The 19,006-nt window shown below is 34.1% G+C and carries 16 protein-coding genes; 8 read left to right on the forward strand and 8 right to left on the reverse strand.

The annotated features are described in order from the left end of the window. Window positions 1-76: 76 nt before the first annotated feature. Together KKI44_RS14950 and KKI44_RS14955 are read right to left on the reverse strand one after the other, a co-directional pair. Window positions 77-1,363: a hypothetical protein gene (locus tag KKI44_RS14950; RefSeq protein ID WP_214588082.1), complete on the reverse strand. Its 1,287-nt coding sequence runs from the start codon at window positions 1,361-1,363 to the stop codon at window positions 77-79. A gap of 82 nt (window positions 1,364-1,445) precedes the next feature. Next, window positions 1,446-1,979 (reverse strand): hypothetical protein, encoded by a 534-nt coding sequence (locus tag KKI44_RS14955; RefSeq protein WP_214588084.1) that lies wholly within the window; start codon window positions 1,977-1,979, stop codon window positions 1,446-1,448. A gap of 578 nt (window positions 1,980-2,557) precedes the next feature. Here KKI44_RS14955 and KKI44_RS14960 point away from each other — a divergent pair. Then, window positions 2,558-3,589 (forward strand): sensor histidine kinase, encoded by a 1,032-nt coding sequence (locus KKI44_RS14960; RefSeq protein ID WP_214588086.1) that lies wholly within the window; start codon window positions 2,558-2,560, stop codon window positions 3,587-3,589. On the opposite strand, the gene KKI44_RS14965 is transcribed toward KKI44_RS14960, so the two are convergent. Next, window positions 3,578-4,201, reverse strand: coding sequence for a response regulator transcription factor (locus tag KKI44_RS14965; protein WP_214588088.1), 624 nt, complete (start codon window positions 4,199-4,201; stop codon window positions 3,578-3,580). The genes KKI44_RS14960 and KKI44_RS14965 overlap by 12 nt on opposite strands. A 636-nt stretch (window positions 4,202-4,837) precedes the next feature. Between KKI44_RS14965 and KKI44_RS14970 the strand changes: the two genes are divergently transcribed. The 3 genes from KKI44_RS14970 to KKI44_RS14980 are packed head-to-tail and all read left to right on the forward strand — an operon-like array spanning window position 4,838 to window position 8,365. Continuing rightward, entirely contained in the window at window positions 4,838-6,085 is a 1,248-nt protein-coding gene (locus KKI44_RS14970) for a hypothetical protein (protein WP_214588090.1), read from the forward strand. A 10-nt stretch (window positions 6,086-6,095) separates the two neighbouring features. Then, window positions 6,096-7,238 (forward strand): hypothetical protein, encoded by a 1,143-nt coding sequence (locus tag KKI44_RS14975; protein WP_214588092.1) that lies wholly within the window; start codon window positions 6,096-6,098, stop codon window positions 7,236-7,238. A 5-nt stretch (window positions 7,239-7,243) separates the two neighbouring features. Next, window positions 7,244-8,365 (forward strand): hypothetical protein, encoded by a 1,122-nt coding sequence (locus KKI44_RS14980; protein ID WP_214588094.1) that lies wholly within the window; start codon window positions 7,244-7,246, stop codon window positions 8,363-8,365. A 101-nt stretch (window positions 8,366-8,466) separates the two neighbouring features. Here KKI44_RS14980 and KKI44_RS14985 read toward each other — a convergent pair whose 3' ends face one another. After that, window positions 8,467-9,237: an XRE family transcriptional regulator gene (locus KKI44_RS14985; protein WP_214588096.1), complete on the reverse strand. Its 771-nt coding sequence runs from the start codon at window positions 9,235-9,237 to the stop codon at window positions 8,467-8,469. A 456-nt stretch (window positions 9,238-9,693) separates the two neighbouring features. Beyond that, window positions 9,694-10,239, reverse strand: coding sequence for a peptidoglycan-binding protein LysM (locus tag KKI44_RS14990; protein WP_214588098.1), 546 nt, complete (start codon window positions 10,237-10,239; stop codon window positions 9,694-9,696). Window positions 10,240-10,827: 588 nt separating this feature from the next. Here KKI44_RS14990 and KKI44_RS14995 point away from each other — a divergent pair. The 4 genes from KKI44_RS14995 to KKI44_RS15010 all read left to right on the forward strand — a co-directional run bounded on the left by KKI44_RS14995 (window position 10,828) and on the right by KKI44_RS15010 (window position 15,351). After that, window positions 10,828-11,166: a hypothetical protein gene (locus tag KKI44_RS14995; protein WP_317195182.1), complete on the forward strand. Its 339-nt coding sequence runs from the start codon at window positions 10,828-10,830 to the stop codon at window positions 11,164-11,166. A gap of 874 nt (window positions 11,167-12,040) precedes the next feature. Then, window positions 12,041-12,718 (forward strand): response regulator transcription factor, encoded by a 678-nt coding sequence (locus tag KKI44_RS15000; protein WP_214588100.1) that lies wholly within the window; start codon window positions 12,041-12,043, stop codon window positions 12,716-12,718. 12 nt (window positions 12,719-12,730) lie between these two features. Next, window positions 12,731-14,014 (forward strand): sensor histidine kinase, encoded by a 1,284-nt coding sequence (locus KKI44_RS15005; RefSeq protein WP_214588102.1) that lies wholly within the window; start codon window positions 12,731-12,733, stop codon window positions 14,012-14,014. Between the two features lie 221 nt (window positions 14,015-14,235). Next, window positions 14,236-15,351, forward strand: a complete 1,116-nt coding sequence (locus KKI44_RS15010) for a sulfite exporter TauE/SafE family protein (protein WP_250902074.1) — start codon at window positions 14,236-14,238, stop codon at window positions 15,349-15,351. A 100-nt stretch (window positions 15,352-15,451) separates the two neighbouring features. Here KKI44_RS15010 and KKI44_RS15015 read toward each other — a convergent pair whose 3' ends face one another. From KKI44_RS15015 to KKI44_RS15025, 3 genes are all read right to left on the reverse strand, one after another. Next, window positions 15,452-17,677, reverse strand: a complete 2,226-nt coding sequence (locus KKI44_RS15015) for a TonB-dependent receptor domain-containing protein (protein WP_214588104.1) — start codon at window positions 17,675-17,677, stop codon at window positions 15,452-15,454. 81 nt (window positions 17,678-17,758) lie between these two features. Then, window positions 17,759-18,175 carry an EamA family transporter gene (locus KKI44_RS15020; protein ID WP_214588106.1) on the reverse strand — a complete coding sequence of 139 codons (417 nt, stop codon included), beginning with the start codon at window positions 18,173-18,175 and terminating at the stop codon, window positions 17,759-17,761. 10 nt (window positions 18,176-18,185) lie between these two features. Beyond that, window positions 18,186-18,980 (reverse strand): phosphatase PAP2 family protein, encoded by a 795-nt coding sequence (locus KKI44_RS15025; RefSeq protein ID WP_214588108.1) that lies wholly within the window; start codon window positions 18,978-18,980, stop codon window positions 18,186-18,188. Window positions 18,981-19,006: the final 26 nt, after the last annotated feature.

Consider the following 19,006-nt stretch of genomic DNA (forward strand, 5'->3'; position numbering starts at 1 on the left):
TTAGATTTTAGTAAGACATAGAAGTTACGGTTATCGTATTCTATTATTTATGGTAGATAACCTAAATTAGATACGATTATTTTATAGGTACCGCTGTTATGCTTACGTTATCATTGCTTCCGGCTCCAAAATTTGCGGTAAAGCCGGTTCCTGATGTAGGTTCTGCCGCTCTTCCCGTTAATTGTACTGTATAAGTTCCTGCAATGAGTCTCAGAGTTACACTAGGGGTAAGTTCAAAAATTCCTGATGTGGCATTTGTCGCTCCAAAATATAATGCACTACTTGGTCCGTATGGTGTTGCCGTTGCCAGTGTAGAGCCCGCCGGAAGCGATGTGAACTCCCAAAATGAACGATATAATTTAGATACTGTGGTATCGGTAGTATTGCTAAGCATTCTGAATGAAACACTTGCACTGAAAGTAACTAAAGAAGGTTTAGTAAGGGTAAATGTGTTGGTATAGATGGCTGTATTTACAGCTCCTGCTGCCGGAACCGTAATCGTTGATGTAGTGGCAATGGCGTCTGTGCCATCTGCTCCTGCAATAACATTAACATCACCGGAATTTAAAGTTCTTCCCCAGGTGGTCCCGTTATTTACATATTCTCCAGGGTATACTTCCTGTCCGGAAGTGGCAGTATTCGTAGTGGTATTATAGACTTCCATTCCTGCTACATTCGCAGAAAGCGGAGACGCACTGTTAAGAGCTGATAATGTAAGTCTTGGGATTAATAACCCTTTTGTAGTAGAAGTAAGATCTAATACCGCATTGGTATTGGGCGCTGCTGTACCTATCCCCACTTCATGATTGGCCGCATCTACAGAAAATGTGGTGCCGTCTACTGAGAATCCATTCGTTGCTGTTGAGGTAAATGCGAGTGTATTAGCTCCCTGTGTTACCGTTCTGTTTGCAGTAAGAGTTCCGTTTGCAGTGTAAAGGTTAGGGACGTTTACAGAAGTACTCGCGACTCCGTTTACCGTAGTTACCAAGCTGTTGTTATTTCCTGTAAGTACGGTAGTGTTAGCTACAGTATTTACTGCGGGTGCAGTTGCAACTAATCCATTTACTGTGCTGGTAATAGTATTGGTAGTATTGGTAAGTGTGTTGGTTGTAGAACCGGCTCCAGGAACTGTTGCCCAAGTGGGAGCTGTTCCGGCTCCGCCAGAGGTAAGAACCTGTCCTGCTGTACCGGCACTTCCTGCTGTAGAGGAATTGCCCCCTACATTTATTTCGTTTGTAACTTGTAGAGAACCGTTAACGTGTAAGGTTTTTTGAGGAGTAGTAGTATTTACTCCGATATTTCCTGTCTGTGCACTGATTGCAGAGGCAAAAAATAAAAATATAATGGTAGATGATATCTTCATTTTAGTAAAATTAAAATAGGTTGTATGCTTTATTTGAATATTCAAAATAGTCTGATGGCCCAAAATCAAAGCCATTGGATAATCAAACAGCAAATGGCGGAGCTCTTGAAGAGTTTTTACAAATTTTTAAACTCGAATTATAAAATTTGTAATGGTAAAACTTTTTATGAACTCTCCACAGTCTTCCCAAAAAAGGGGAAGATCCAAAATGGAAGATAATCTCTTTTTGAGTTTTATTGTCTACAGAAGCCAGAGAACTGCCTCCTTTATTTTTTATTGTGGAATTATTCTGGTCCTGATGAGGGGTGTAGTTACAATTGCTTTTGGCGATGCATTGTCCGGAATCTTTTTTAGTGTTTTTTTTCTTGCTTATCAGCTTGTTTTTTCCGGATCTATTCTTAGTCGCTTTTTTTTCCGGATTAGCGGATTTGCTTATGGTTATTTCTTCTTCGTTCGTTTTTTCATAAATTACTGCATCCCCTGTTACAACAATAAGATCTTTATTATAAATGTAGGTCTGGGTTGTATTTGCTTCTGAATCATCAGATGTAGCAGCATTTACAAATTTTACTTGAGAAAATGAAAAAGATGAATTAATAATTAATAATAAAAGCACTACTTTTAATAAAAAGGCAGTGTTTTTAAAAAATATCTTATTAATTATCAATTTACACACGTAGTGAAGCTTTGTACAAAAATATGCTGTAATAAAAACAGATTGTGTAGAATAAATAAGTTTCTTTTTGTAGAACTATTTCTACAAAAAATAACCGTAAAATAAAAATAAAACGAAATAAATCTCTTTTCATTATTATATTTTTTGAGGTATTAAAAACCGAAAATTCCTCCTGTTCTCAAGCTGTGCAGAACTTTCTTACCCTCTTATAATTCCCGTTTTGCTGAATTTTTAATTGGCAGAAAATGGCAGGTTGAAAAAAAATAGTTTTTATAATAAGAGATTTATTTATTGTACGATTCTGATTATTCAGACTTCGTTAAACTTTTTTAAACGGATAAAATAAAGAACTTATAAAAGCTTTGCGTGTAGAATTTTTTCTACTTCTTTTTGTAGAATTTTTTATATATAGTTTCTGCAACTATTTTATATTTTTGTAGTAAATGATATGAAAAAATTTGCTGTTCTTTTTATCTTTTTCTTTTCCCTTTTTTTTTTCTCAGCAGAAAAAAAAGAATTTGGAATGCTATATTTCAGATAATGGACGGCTTTTCCAAAGAGAAGTAAATAATATTCATAGAAGAACGGATGTCTTTGATCCTTTTACCTTATTTGAAAATAATATATTTTTTGATGAAGCTCTAAATAATTTATTTGCAGATTTTCAGGATGGGAATGTAGATCCTTATAAAAAACCTGAAATTTGGGAAACCGGGATCTTCAAAGTTGCTTTTTTTATACTTTTCATCTTAATGGTTTTTTTCCTTATTAAGATAAGAAATTTTTACATTGAAAGAGAAAAGGAAAAGCTAAGAATAGAAATAGAAAATCATACAAAAGATCTGGTCATTCTGCTGGATAAATTACAGAAGTCCAAAGAAAAATTAAAGATAAAGCTGGAAAATCAGGAAAAACTAACCCGCCTTATCTGCCATGATATTAAGAGTCCTCTGAGGTTTATTAATTTAAACCTGAAAAGTCTGATTTCGACTACAGATGATATGGAGATTAAAGAATCATTAATTTCCACGCAGGAGACCACGGAAGAGCTGTATCATTTTGTTTTAAATAGTCTGGATTATACCAAATTATTTTTAACGGATGATGAATACAGGGAAACGATCAATCTTAGGCAGCTTATCCATGAGAAAATCATGATTTTCCGTAATCTTGCTGCAAAGAAGAATATAGATCTCATTAATAATGTAGACGAAAACATTGTTTTCAATAATAACAAGGCTTTATTGGAGATGCTTTTTCATAACCTGATAGATAATGCTGTTAAATATACTTCTATTGGTACGGTAACTATTTCTGCATATCAGAAAGAACAAAATATAATTGTTTTTATACAGGATACAGGAAACGGGATGAATCCTGAAAAACTTGGCAGAATAAACAATTATCAGAATACCGATGTAGATAGTTCTAAGGGTATTGGTTATAAAATCATTACAGAAATAGTTAAAAAAACAGGAGTTAAAATGAAACTCAAAAACAGATTGGGCGGCGGATTGGAAGTAAAAATATGGCTGACGTTATATAATTGAAAATATTTCGAACAGTTCTGCAATATTGCTTATTTCAAGCTTCTCGTATATTCTCTTTTTGTATGTGCTTATAGTGGATTTTTTCAGATTCATTGTTTTTGCTATACTGGAAGTAGAGTATCCCTTAATGATAAACTGGGATACTTCTAATTCTTTATCGGAAAGAAGGGATATCTGACTGCTGGTCTTTTTGTTTAAATAATCGTCTATTATTTTACTTTTGATATTCTCACTAATGTATCTTCCATTTTTAAAAAAGTAATCTAAGGCAAAAAAAAGTTCTTCATCGCTGGATAGTTTGTTGATAAACCCATCGGCTCCCGCTTTTATAAATCTTGATGCATATATTTCCTCATCCATTGCAGAAAAAATTGTAATCTTAGCATTGGGTAAAATGTGTTTCATCAATTCTACAGTTGTTGTAGATATATTTTGATCAGGAAAGCTAATATCCAGAAATATGAAATCTACAGCCGAAGTTTTAATAAGCTCTATAGCAGATTTAACGTCATCAGCATTAAAGATTTCAGCTTGTGCTATGATGCTTTTAATGACATACTTCATTCCCTGCCTTACAATACTATGATCATCTACTAATAAAATTCTTTTCATTTGAGTTTTTTGTTTTTATACTCCAAACTCACTCAATGATAAGGGCTTATGTATATTTACGTATCTTTCATCAAAGGTGTAATTGGAAGTGTGTTTTTATCTGTCCGGTCGTAGTGTAAATTTAGCCAAAAAATCTTAAAGTCCTAGATTTTTATTATGGTATATGATTTGAGGGTTAAAAATCTTTATTTATACGTCTGTTGTATTAAATATTCTTCAATGTCTGTGTTAGATTTCTTTTGAATGCTGATGCATAACTAAATAGCTTAGCTTATTCAAGGATATTCTACTTTGTATAGATTGCTTTGGGACAACTTAATTTAATTGGGAAAGAAATATGTTTAACGCCTTAATTTATTTTAATCCTAAACAAACAGGCGCATCGCAGATTCTCTATAATTTTTTGTCTCCTCTAAATTATTAAAATGTGTAAGTTGGGATTTGTGAAAAGTTATTGCTTTAAATATTTTTTTACTCTAACATTTTTATTATCAATATTAAAGAGTAGAGGTGTAAAAAGAATTTAATGAGTTAAAAAGGAAAATTTTTGCTGAAAATTGATTTAACTTTTACAAAAATTCTTTTATATTTGTTTTTCGGGAAGAAGATCATTCCTGAAAAATAAAAAAACACTAAATGAAAAATAATTATCTAATAATCCAGGTATTATTACTCCTATGTAGTAGCGTATCATATTCTCAGGTGGGTATCAACACAACAACACCAAAAGCAACTTTAGAAATAGTAGGAAAAAATTCAGGAGGAGCTGTAGACCCTAAAGATGGAATCGTAATTCCTCGGGTAAATCAGGTTTCCAATGCATCCGGTACTACAAACAGCCAATTGGTTTATTTAACTGCAAATGACGGAAGTCTGGTTCCGGGATTTATATTCTGGGACGGCACAGCCTGGAAACAGTTAGGAGGAGCATCATTAACTTTATCAAATTTTTCGGCAGCATCACCGTTAGCTTATAATAATTTAACGGGTGTATTCTCAATTTCTCAGGCAGGATCTTCGGCTAATGGCTATTTATCATCTGCTGATTGGAATATCTTTAATAATAAGCAGAATGCTTTAACTTTCTCAACGGGGCTTACCAATACGGCTAATACAATTACATTAAATCCGGCTACAGCTTCTTCTGTCGGAGGAGTAAAAGTAGGTAGCGGATTAAATGTAGCGCCAGACGGTACTATAAGTGTCCCTTCAAATGTAAGCAGCTTCAGTGCAGGAACTACAGGATTAACTCCTTCCACTTCAACGTCAGGAGCTGTTACTTTGGCCGGAACCTTAAAACCATCCAATGGAGGTACAGGAAATACATCTGTACCCGCTTTCGGCGCTGTTTTGCAGGGAGACGGAACTGTTTACCAAACTCTTTTACCCGGAACGGCAGGGCAGGTCCTAACATCAAACGGAACAGGAAGTGCCTTAAGCTGGTCTACACCCTTTACTTCAAGTGTAGCAGAAATATATGATGCGGCAGGAACACAGACTTTTGCTACAGCAGCCGGATTTACAACGATGTTAATAACCACCGCCGGAGTTGTAGACAGTGGTTATACTGCGGGCTCAGGAACAATTACGATTACCAATGCAGGAAAGTACAGGGTAACTTATCGTATATCTGCATCCGTCACTACAAATTCTCAGGCTACCGGAGAGTACAAACTTCAGGTAAACGGAACCGATGTTGCAGGAACTTCAGGCTTCACGTTTCATAGGAACAGTGCAGACCCAAGAGGTTCTGTAACAGTAACGAAAATACTGAGTCTTAATGCTAATGATATTTTAAGAGTGCAGGGAAAGGTTTGGAACACCACGAACAGAACCCTTCAGCTGGTTGCTAATGGTTCATCTTTAATTGTAGAAAAACTGTAATTCTTTAAAAATGAAAATTTTAAACTTAGGCAAAATATTTCTTATCATACTAAATTTCGCGGCTATTGATTCTTTTGCTCAGGAGACTATACCAACGGCAACAGGATTTGCAACAGCAGCCGAAGGGAATTTATATAAAGCAACAGATGATGGGCAGATTTATATAGGTCTGCGAAACGGAACTCTTAAATTAGTGGGAGGGAATATCGTTGTAGATAATGTGACACTTTCGGGAGCAGGTACGGCAGCGAATCCTCTTAAACTGGCTCAAAACGGAGCTGCCAACCAACAGGTGATGACTTGGGATTCTACCCTTAACAGCTGGAAACCTGCAACACCGGCAGCTGCATCTAACTGGCTGATTACCGGAAATGCCAATACAACTTCCAGTAATTTTCTGGGGACTACTAACGACGTAAAACTTCAGTTGGCATCAAACAATACCCCTATGCTGGAAGTAGGGCGAAGACAGACTTTAGGGCTGTATGATTCCAGCAGTACAGGTCTTTATCCCTATAATCAACCAGATACATCGGTGATGTATGTTCGCGGAACAGGAGGGAATTCGGCGCTACAGTTTGAAGCAGGAGGTGCGAGTTTTTACAAGCCTGTTTTTTATACAGACAGCAGCGGAAACTTCAGACTAAGAGGCTCTTCAGCCGGAACTGATTTCTTTGAAATGGGAAGCAGCGGAGCATCCAATGCCGGAAGATTCGATTTTATAATCGGGGATGATGGAGATGAGCCTTTTGTTTTTAATAAATACAATGGCGCTACAGCCACTACGGTTGAGTTAATGCGCTTATCAGGGAATGGTCTCAATACCAATGTAAGAGTAGGAATAAATACCGGTGCTTTAGCCAATTCCACTTTACAGAACAACGGATCATTATCCACGTCAACAATTACAACTACAGCGGCTTTAACACTTACTGAAAGTCACTTTACAGTAATTATCGGAGGAAACCACGCCATAACTTTACCTGCAGCAAATACCTGTACGGGAAGGATGTATGTAATAAAGAATCCTACGGCTAATACTCCGGCAATTTCTTCATACAGAAACTTGTCAGGAACTGCTGTAACAGCACTTACGGCAAACTCTATTTTATGGCTTCAGAGTGATGGAACTAACTGGCAACGTATAAATTAATAAAAATGAAAGGAATTTATTCTGCTGTTTTTGTCATTTGTATCAATATCTTTTCTTTTGGACAGGAAAGTATAGCATCCGCTTCTACTGTATCTAATGCAGCAGAAGGTAACCTGTACAAAGCAACTGATGATGGCCAGATCTATATAGGTTTAAGAAACGGTACCGTGAATGCATTAAGTCCGGTTTTTACTGCAGCCATATTTTCCGGTAACGGAACATCATCTAGCCCATATTCTCTGGGACAGATGGGAGCGACTAACGGTCAGGTTTTAAGCTGGAACAGTACGACAAATACGTGGGTGCCTTCCACAGATGCAGCCACTAACAATTGGTTCCTCACTGGTAATACGAATGCTTCGGCAAGCAGTTTGTTAGGTACAACGAATGATGTGCGTTTACAGCTGCGTTCCAACAATACCGAAATGCTAGAATTGGGAACAAGGCAGACTTTAGGGCTTACGGAAAGCTCAAAACCCAGCCCTTATAACTCTACAACTGCATCTACTATGTATATGAGAGGGACATCAGGAAATTCTGCCCTGCAATTTCAGGCAGATAACGCTGCCATCTATAAACCTGTTTTCTTTACAGACAGCAACGGTAATTTTAGAATGAGAGGATCTGCTGCTTCCAGCGATTTTTTTGAACTTGGAAGTAATGGATCATCAGAAAATGGACGATTTGATTTTCTGGTAGGAGATGACGGCGATGAACCTTACCTTTTTTATAAATACAACTATACCTCTCAGACCTATATCGAAATGCTTCGTCTGCAGGGTACAGGATTGGATAATACAGTCCGGGTGGGAATTAATATGGCTGGAAGCGTTCCTAATTCAACACTGCAGATTTCAGGATCACTTTCTTTACCGATTGTTACTACTACCGCATCCTTAACATTAACCGAATTAAACTTCACTGTCATTTTGGGAGGAAATCATAACATAAGTCTTCCTTCTGCAAGTTTATGTAACGGCAGAATGTACATCATTAAAAATCCGACTACGAATACCCCCTCGATATCAGCTTATAATAATATTTCTGGAGGAAGTACTTCAACTATTGCTGCAAACTCTGTGCTTTGGTTGCAGAGTATTAATAATCAATGGGAACAGATTAATTAAAGCTTTTTAAAAAAATCATCGAATAAAGTCTGAATTTTAAAATCTACTGTAAATAATTACATTAAAAGTCCGGTATGGCTAAGAAGCTTTTACCCTGATTTTTAATTCTTCAATTTATCATTCACTTCTTTAATATCTCTTCTTAACTCCAGAAACATATCTTTTAAATTATAATTATCAAAATTATCAGGTTCAAAATCTTCCGGAAAAATTCCAGATGCATATTGCCAGATTTCAACAATTTCTCCCAAAGGAATATCATAAGGTTTATAAAATGAATTGTCTGAAGCTACTGTTATTGATTTTTTCTTTTTGATTTTAAATCTTTTGTAAGAAATGCCGTCATTCAAAGTCACGAAAACATAACTTTTATTCGGTTTTAGATCTTCAATATTTTCAACATACTTCCCGATAATATAAGAGCCGTCTTTAAAAGGCGGCATTGAATCTCCTTCTGCCGGAAATGCCCTGTACTTCCCGTTAATTAAGAAAGGTAAAGAAATTCGCTGTAAACTTTCAATATATTCAGGATCACTGTAACCGGATAAATAACCCATCGATGCTTTTTGAGGGACAATTTCAATGCTGTTGTTTCCCGATTGATCCACCACAACCGGAAGAACAATTCTGTTATCCGGAAGTTTTAATACATCTTCCAGCGGATATTTGCGGATGTCTACCGTAAGAAGCAGATCGATACTGATATTGAAATACTTCGAAATTCTGATCAGCAGTTCATAAGGCGGTTCAGAACGCCCGTCCTCATATTTCGAATACCGGACACGGCTCATTAATGTTTTGTCCGCAAGTTCCTGCTGTGATAAATTTTTCTGAGTCCTTAAAAACCTGATGTTATCTGAAAAAATTGACATTGATACAAATTGTATCTGTAAATATACTGAAAATGATACAAATAGTATCTAATCTTGTTCTGTAGAGTCAACAATTATGTATGCTTTGGCAGATTCCAATAATTTCTTTGTTTCTTGTTATCAAAAGTTAAATATTATCAATGGTTAAAAATATCTACTTACTTAATGGGTTGATAATCAATATGAATTTTCATAATAATGTTTGGATAATTCTTATTAAATATACTAGTCAGCTTAAAAAAGATATAAAACGGCTTAATAAATTGCTGAATGTTTGGTGTGATTTATTAACTAGATTTAAAATGTTTAAAAACATAAATTTTACCTTACAGCTGATAAATGATTATTCCCGGATTTTGAATTTTCTTTATATTGGTATTGATATGTAAAAAATCGAAGGCCTCCCTTAGGAAGCCTTCGAAACACCAAATCACAAAATATTAATATGAAATTTTTTTATAAAGCTGTTGCAGTATAAGTTACTGTCTGCGTATAAGTTCCAGCCGGTTTACCTAAAATGTCAGAAGAAGAAGACTTTGCTGCCGGAATGGTATAGTCCAAATTCAGTGTTAAGGCACTTCCAAGCGGAGCATTTGATACTAATGTCTGATCTGTTGCGGATAAAACAACAGCACTTTTTGTTCCTCCCATAGTTCCGGAAGCTGTAGCTGCTTTGATGGTTAAAACATTTACAGGAATCAGGTTCGTTCCATTCATAAAATTGGCACCTCCTGCTTTTACTTTAACATTAAAGTTCTTCGTTGAAGTAACTTTTAAAGAGTTGGCTTTAGTTATCGTTTGATCAGAGTTATAATCCGCTGCAGTAACATAATTGAAATCTACAGTGTTCCCGATTGCAGTACTTCCCGCATCGATAGAAATTACATCGTTCAGGGTAATGTTTACTGTTGTGGTCGCTGTAGTATTTTGAGCTTGGGCATTGTTAGTTCCTAAAATGAATGCTCCGATAGTTAATGCTGCGATGGCGATTTGTTTTGTCATGATCGTATTATTTAATTTTTTATTCTTTGTTTAATTGTTCTCTTTTGAACATTACAAATCTACAGCGGCGAAAAAATTTTCTTTGTAGTGGAAAACGGAAGTTCATGTAGTAAAATAACTACACGATCAATTATTTGCGTTAAATAGAAAAGCCCTCAACATTTAGAAATTGTTGAGGGCATATATCAATTGCTGTTATTTCTATTAGTAAATAGTTCATCAATCCACAATTTTTACAAATTTAGGGGACATCATCAATTCCCTCAGATATATCAATTATATTTTCAAAATGCATTGTACATTAAATATCATTTCTACAATTTAGACATTTTTAGAGCCACAAGTGATACAAAATTTTTATTGAATTAGAAGGAAAACAAGTTGGTTCTTATACAGCTTAAAAAAGCATTTTCTACCGAAATTATAATGATTTTATAATAAGAAGTCAATTCCTGCTGCGATACATTTTTCTGAGTCCTGGAAAACCTGATGTTATCTGAAAAAATTGATATTGATACAAATTGTATCTATAAATATACTAGAAATGATACAAATAGTATCTAATTTTGTTCTATAGAATCAACAATTATGTATGCTTTGGTAGATTGCAATAATTTCTTTGTTTCCTGCGAAAGAACGCTTGATCCGAAACTAGAAAATAAGCCTGTTGTAGTACTTTCCAACAACGATGGCTGTGTAGTGTCCAGAAGTAAAGAAGCTAAAGATCTGGGAATTCCGATGGCAGCTCCAGCTTTTAAGTATAAGGAATTATTTAAAGAGCATGATGTACAATGTTTTTCCGCAAAATTCGAATTGTATAATTTTAAAAGCCAGCGTGTTATAGAGATATCCACAGCGTATGTGGATAAGTCTGATTATGAGGTGTATTCAATTGATTATCAAAAGAAAATTATTATTACAAGTTAGAAGCTAAAAACGTTGTAATGTATTGATATTTAGTCGTGCTTATGATATTAATATTTTGATAAAATATATATGTCGATTCGGTAATTTTTTAGAATTTATAAATACACCAAACATTCAGCAATTATTACAAAGGGATAAATTTTCATCAATATTTTTGATAGTTAAAAAAAAGTTTTCTTTAAATTAAGGATTAAACTTTATTAAGCGTTTTCTTAAATTAAAGATGCCATAAAGAATTAAATAGGTATATTATTAAGATTTGTATTTCTTTAGATGATCTAAGAAACTAATTCTAATCTAACCGTGAATAGGATGTTTGAAACGTGCATTTTTAGGGTTTTATAATGATCAAAGATTGAGTGGAATTTGTGCATTCTTAATGAAGACATCTGAAAATATGGTTAAATTATTTGCTATAAAATGTTATTGAATAAAACAGTAAGCAGGATCATAATCTAACTATTAGAGTTTTTACATGGAAATTATAATTTAAACCAATAGTTTATAATTAAATTGACTTTGCTGAATGTTTGGTGTTTTTTATAATTTTAAACAGGTTTGAACTTAAAAAACCAATAAAATGCAAAGTAAATGGTAGCTAAAAATTTATAAGGTTACGATAGCTTATTTTTAATAAACTTGAATGATTTTGTACTATTTGAAGTGTTTTTTTACAATTTTATTTACAACTTTAGCGAATGTTTAGTTGGAGCTAGCAAGGAATATCCCTATAAATATTACGCAGAAGTGTAATTTAGAAATTATTTCTTTACTAAATGAACTTATATGTATTTTTTAATCTTCAAAATTTCTACTAAATTCAATATATAAATTTATTGGATAAAAGTTCAGATATTTATAAAATATATTACTGATGAAAATTCTGATAATTGAAGACGAGACCGAATTAGCCAAAAGTGTAGCAGAATATCTTTCTGAAGAAAACTACCTGTGTGAATTTGCGTACACTTTTTATGAGGCAATGTATAAGATAGAGACATTTCAGTATGACTGCATCATCCTTGACATAATGCTTCCTGACGGCAACGGCCTGGAAATCTTGGAAGCACTAAAAAAACAAAATAAACAAGACGGAATTATTATCGTTTCTGCAAAAAATGCTTTGGATGATAAAATAAAAGGATTGCAGCTTGGAGCAGATGATTATCTTACAAAACCATTTCATTTGTCGGAATTAATGGCGAGAATTTATTCTGTAATCAGACGAAAACAATTTAATAATTCTAATATTATCAGTCAAAATGAATTACAGATTGACCTTCTGGCAAAGACAGTTTCAGTCAATAAAGAAATCATTACATTGACAAAAAAAGAATTTGATCTGTTGATTTATTTTGTAGGTAATAAAAATAAAGTCATTTCAAAAAGTACTTTGGCAGAACACCTTTCCGGAGATTTTGCAGATATGTTAGACAATCATGATTTTGTTTATGCGCACGTAAAAAATTTAAAAAAAAAACTACATGACGCCGGTTGTGACAAGTATCTAAAAACAGTTTATGGCACGGGTTATAAGTGGGAAAATTCTTAATTTGCATCCGATTTGAAACCACTTTTAAACAAAGCAACAAAACCTTTCATCATTTATGTCCTGATTATTTTGGTCATAAGTATTCCCATTTATTATCTTATTGTAGATGCTATTTGGAAAAATGAGCTGGATGAGCACAATAAAATTGTTGCGGAAAAAACAATGGTTCAAATCAACAGTTTGAAGTTATCCGATGAAAAACTTGATGAAACGATAAAGTTGTGGAACAAAGTACAACCTGCCACAAATATCAAAAAGGCAGAAATGGATGATCCTCTCCAAGACAGTGTTTATATCATCGAAAAACCTCATGACTTTCTTCATTTTGAAGAGGTTGACAGATTTCAATGCTTGTCAAAGATCATCTATCTTAACAGAAAGCCTTATCGCTTTAGTATAGAAACCAATATCGAAGAATCTCAAGAAACGATCTTTTTCATCTCAGGAACCACGGTTATACTTTTTATCCTGATTGTCGGCGGATTATTGATTTTGAACAGATGGCTCTCCAAATCGGTGTGGACACCTTTCCATGCAACTTTGGATAAATTGAAAACCTTCAATCTCAATAATCAGACAAAAATCGAATTGCCGCCAACAGACGTTACCGAATTTGATGAACTGAACCAGTCATTGAACAGGTTAATGGAACATAATCTGTCGGTTTTCATAACTCAGAAAGAGTTTATAGAAAATGCTTCCCATGAACTTCAAACACCTCTGGCAATTCTAAAAAATAAGCTAGACATTCTTATGCAGGATGATGATTTAACAGAAAAACAGTATCATATTGTGGAGGAAATGAATCGGGCTTTGTCGAGAAGTTCCAGAATCAATAAGAACCTTTTATTGCTGGCAAAGATTGAAAACAAGCAGTTTGAGAATTCCAAAATAAATTTTGATGAATTATTGAATCAAAGTATGGAAATCCTGCAGGAACACTTTGAACAAAAAAACCTCACTATTCGAAGTGAAATTTCATCTGAGATTAAAGTCAATGGTAATATCGGATTAACAGAAGTACTGATTAATAATTTGATTTTAAATGCTATTCGACATACTCCCGCTTATGGTTCAATCGGAATTAAACTAATGCAATCTCTTTTTGAAGTATCTAATTCGGGAACAGAGAAATTGAATACGGATTTGCTATTCAAAAGGTTTTCAGGATTCTCAAAAGAAAACAAAGGGAGTGGACTTGGATTAGCTATTGTAAAAGAAATATGTAAATCTCAGAACTGGAGTATTGAGTACAGGTTTGAAAACCACAACCACATTTTTTCTGTTAAACTATAAATTCGGAATTTCCTCAAAATTGAATTTAGCTTTACCCATTTACAAACAGGTAACAATAATGATTAATACAATTTTAAAAGATTATCGACAGGATATTTTCTGTAAATTTTCAGCATTAGGCTAATAGTCTTTCTCAAAGAGCCTATAAAATAAGTTGCTTGGCTCATCAAACTTATTATGCGTGCATGATCAAACTGTCAACTAAAGATTCAAAATAAAAGATGAAAGTGAAATTACTTTCTTCAAAATATCTTCAAAATCAGATTGCATCTTTGTTAAGTAAAATTTATGGTGTAACCTTTTTGTTGATAAAAATGTTTATTGAAATTATTTTATTGTTCTTCGGAACCATTTTCGCATTTTGGCTGAGCGCCATTTGCGGCGGTGGTGCAAGCCTCATTTTGATTCCGATTCTTAATCTTTTATTACCAGCTTCTGTAGTTCCATTTTCTCTTACAATCGGAACATTTACAAGTTCTGTATCACGAATTGCAGTTTTCAAAAAACACATCAACTGGAAGATTTTCTTTTGGTTCGTTCCGTTTTCGATTCCTGCAGTTTTGATTGGTGCTTATCTCATTAAATATATCAACCCCAATTATCTGCAGTTGATTGTGGCTTTTTTTCTGGTTTCCAATGTTCCACAGCTTTTCAAAAAAGTTAAGGACAATGAAAAAGATGACAACACTTCTCCTACATATGTCTTGGCAATTATTGGTTTTCTTGCAGGGTTTGTTTCCGGAATTACAGGCGCCATAGGGCTTTTGTTTAATCGTTTTTATTTGCAGTTTGGATTGAAAAAAGAAGAAATTGTAGCTACCAGAGCAGCCAATGAAGTTTTTCTTCATCTAATTAAATTGATAATTTATATTTCGCTAGGACTCTATTCCAATCTTGCATTATGGCTGGGAATAGCCGTTGCGGTGGCAACCATTATTTCATCTTATACTTTTAAATATATTCTTCCTCTTCTTAGTGAAAGTATCTTCAGAAAAGTCGGTTACGGAGCAATGGTAGTTTCAGGAATAATTTTATTAATAGGAACTTCTGACAAAATCATCCAACAAAATAAATTGGGCGTTACGATTGCAAAAAGCGAATCCATTATTTCGTGGCGGTCAACAGATTTTATAATTGAATTCGCCTTTGATGAGGGATTGGAAATTGAAAGACCAATTCATCCGCAAGAATTGCCGGCTCATCTTAAAACCAAATATGCTTCGCTGAAAAATCATTTTGATATCATTCATCTTGAAAAAGTTTTTACGTTTAGAAACGAACCTTCCTATGAATTCTACTGTTACAAAAACAATCAGCTTACAAAATTTGAAAGTTAGATTTTAATCCAGAAATTTTTCAATAAAATATTATTCTCAGGTTTAAATACTTAGTAATTATATATTATACCCATATATTTATTATATAAGAGTGCGGCGTTTAAGTTCCTTGAATCGCTCCATTTAAATACTCATCACTGATGTCTTTTTCTTTTTTAAAATCTTTACCAAATTTATAACTGAAACTAACCCCGAACGAACGAAGTGGCAAATACCGCACAGAATATGAACTGTAATCATATGTTTTAACAGTTGTTGCCTGTTTAATATATTGGTTAAAAGGATTAGTAGTTGTAATTCCAATACTTGCTTTTTTGTTCCAAAACTGTTTTCTTGCAGCAACGTTATAAGTAATTGACTGAGGATTTTTACCCTGAATATTTTTTGCAGGCGAGTTGTAATTTCCGAATATTTCTACTATAAAATCCTTTGGAAACTGATAAGTAAAGTTCAAGTTTAAACGATATCGAATACCCATATCTACGTTTCCAAAATAATCACTTACAATAAATCGGTGAAAAACCATCATATTTCCTCGTAAATTTAATTTACTATTAAAAAAATAAACAGAACCTGATAACATACCTCCGGAATTATACTCTTTTCCAATATTTTCTCTTAAAGTGACTGAAACATTAGTGTAATCTGTTCCGTTAACATTAAATGTTGGGTAAAAAGTCGTGATTTGCTTGAGATCCTGACTGTTGATTTTTTCTGTAAGGGTAATTGAAACATTAGCACCTTTTTCATAATTTTTGCTGTAGCCTAACTCCATATTATCCCCTATCTCTGGCTTTAATGCAGGATTTCCTGTTGTGATATTATGAGGATCGCTGAAATTTAAAAATGGATTTAATTCAGAATATTCAGGTCTTTCAACTCTTCTCGTATAAGCAAGTTTTATTGTTTCCGCACTATCAAATTTATGGGATAAAATGAATGACGGTACAAGCAGACTGTATGAGGGAATATTGGTATTATGATAATCGATTTTCACTGTTGTGTATTCGTAACGTACTCCAGTTCTTACGTCCAGCCAATTGAATAATTTTAATGATGAAGAAAGATATGCTGCATAAATTCCGATATCATATTTCAAGTGATAGGACTGATTGAGATCCGATTCATATTGCCCTGACGAAGTGTTTAAAATATTCACATCAGTGTTATTTATAATATGCTGAAATATTGCTTTTGCACCCATTTCCAATGTAAGATTATCTTTTATTGGCTGTGCATAATCTAACGATATATTATGGCTAACATCCGTTCCTGGATTGCTACCTGAAATGCCATCATAAGGAGATAAAGATCCTGCCAAATTCTGAGTTTGCAAATAATTACTTTTAGGAGAACCGTAGCTCATCACATAATCTGCCGTCAACTCCTTTCCTTCTTTCAGAAATGTTTTTCTGTAGCTTATATTTCCATCAATGGAGTTCACTGAAGAACGACTATATGAATTTCTGTAACCAATTGATGATTGTTCTGTTGAATTAAAAAAATCAGTAATATACTGTTCCTGATTAATCAAACCGACACTTTTGTTTGCAAAATCGTTGTAAGAAATGGAACCGGACAAAGTATTCGTTTTATTAATCGACCAGTCAAATCCTAATCCCGTACGATAACCGTGTCTCTCAAAATAGCTTAAAGCATTTTGCAATAATCGGGTTTGAGTTTGTGAGGAAGAATCGCGCGAAATTCTGTTTTGAGACGATGGTGTTCTTGATTTCAATTGAGCATTTCCGCTGAAAAAAGCATTCAGACTGAAGTGGTTGTTTCTGAAATTCAGATTTAATGAGCCAGTTTCAAAACGTGTTCCGGCGGAAGTATTAATCAACCCATTGATCCCTTTAACTTTATTTTCATTAAGGATAATATTGATGATTCCACCCGTTCCCTGTGCATCGTATCTTGCTCCGGGAGTGGTCACTGCTTCGATACTTTTGATCTGGCTTGCAGGAATTGAAGCAAGTGCATCGGCTAGGCTGTTTCCAAATACGCCGGAAGGTTTTCCGTTGATCAGGAATCTCACATTAGGATTACCCTGTAATTCTATATTTCCGTCTGCATCTACCGTCACTTGTGGCACTTTCCTCAAAACCTCGATCGCTGAACCATTCTGAGATGTGATGTCGTTGGCAACATTGTAAATAATTTTATCAACTTTATTTTCGACAATCGGTTTTTTTCCGTTGATAACAACTTCCTGAATAGTCTTAACCCGATTGATTTTTAAAGAATCAGCTTCTTTTCCGGCTATGGCTTGTGCATTAATTGTTATTGTAAATAGTAATACTAAAAGAATTGATAATTGTTTCACAGTAGACTTTATTATACGGCAAAAATTCAGCTAAATTCTGTAAACATTTTGAATTTTGACTGATATTAAAGAGATTTAATACTATTTCAGAGCAAATAAAATAGTTCCGCCGATAATAAGCAAAGCTCCTATCGCTGTTTTAAACGTCAACGTTTCTTTGAAAAATAGTATGGAAAGGATAATGGCGATGGCTACGCTCAATTTATCTACAGCCGCTACTTGCGAAACTTTTCCTATCTGTAAAGCCTTAAAATAAAATAACCACGATAATCCTGTTGCAACACCGGAAAGGGTAAGAAAAATAAGATTAAATTTCGACAATGAACTAATATCTTTTGCTTCACCTTTTATAAATACGATACTCCAAACCAATACCAGAATGATAACAGTTCTGATTCCTGTTGCCAAATTGGAATTAACATTAGACACTCCCATTTTTGCAAAAATAGCCGTAAGTGCTGCAAATAATGCCGATAACAAAGCATAGTAGAACCACATAGATACTTGATTAAAAATTTTTCACCAAACCTATTCCGATGATCTTATTCTGATAAAAAGGCATTACCATTGCACTGGAATTTTTATTTTTGCCGCTCAAAAAATTATTTATTTTGGGATAGAGCCAATAAGCTAATTCAGTTGACAGAATCCCGAAACCGGCACCTCCAACAACATCTCCAACCCAATGTTTGTCATTCAGCATTCTATAAATACCTGTAAACACTGCAAATGAATAGCCGGAAACTCCCAACCAAAAATTAGTATCCTGATATTCTCGAAACATAAATTGAGCAGATGCAAACGCAATCGCCGTATGCCCTGATGGAAATGACAAATTATTGGATTGGTCAGGTCTTTCCTCTTTTACCATATGCTTTAACGGAATTACCAATGCAGAAGTAATCAACATCGAGGTTCCGTATATAGTACTTCGGTCCCGCAGATTATGCTTTCCTTTCATTCCTAATGCATTTAATCCATAAACCAATGCGGCAGGAGCAAATTGTGTATAGTTATCCAGTTTAATATGATCTGGTCTGTGCTCATTAATTTCGTCTCGCGTCGAAAAATTCAATTGCTTTATACCTTTTACTGACAAACTTGCGATCCCGTAACCGATAAACGCAGTAGGGACAATCAAGCTTTGAAATTTTAAATTGTTTAGCTCAACATCCATATTGCCAATGCTGTCAATTTTTGGCTGCTGTGCCAGAATAGGACCGTTATTTTGCGCAACAACTTTTACGAATACAGAAGTTAGCAGAAAAATGCTAAAAACTGATTTAGGAATAAATTTTAACATCTTAATTTTCTTAATTCCGATTTAAA

The organism is Chryseobacterium sp. ZHDP1 (assembly GCF_018603435.1).
In the GTDB taxonomy this organism is placed as follows: Bacteria; Bacteroidota; Bacteroidia; order Flavobacteriales; family Weeksellaceae; genus Chryseobacterium; species Chryseobacterium indicum.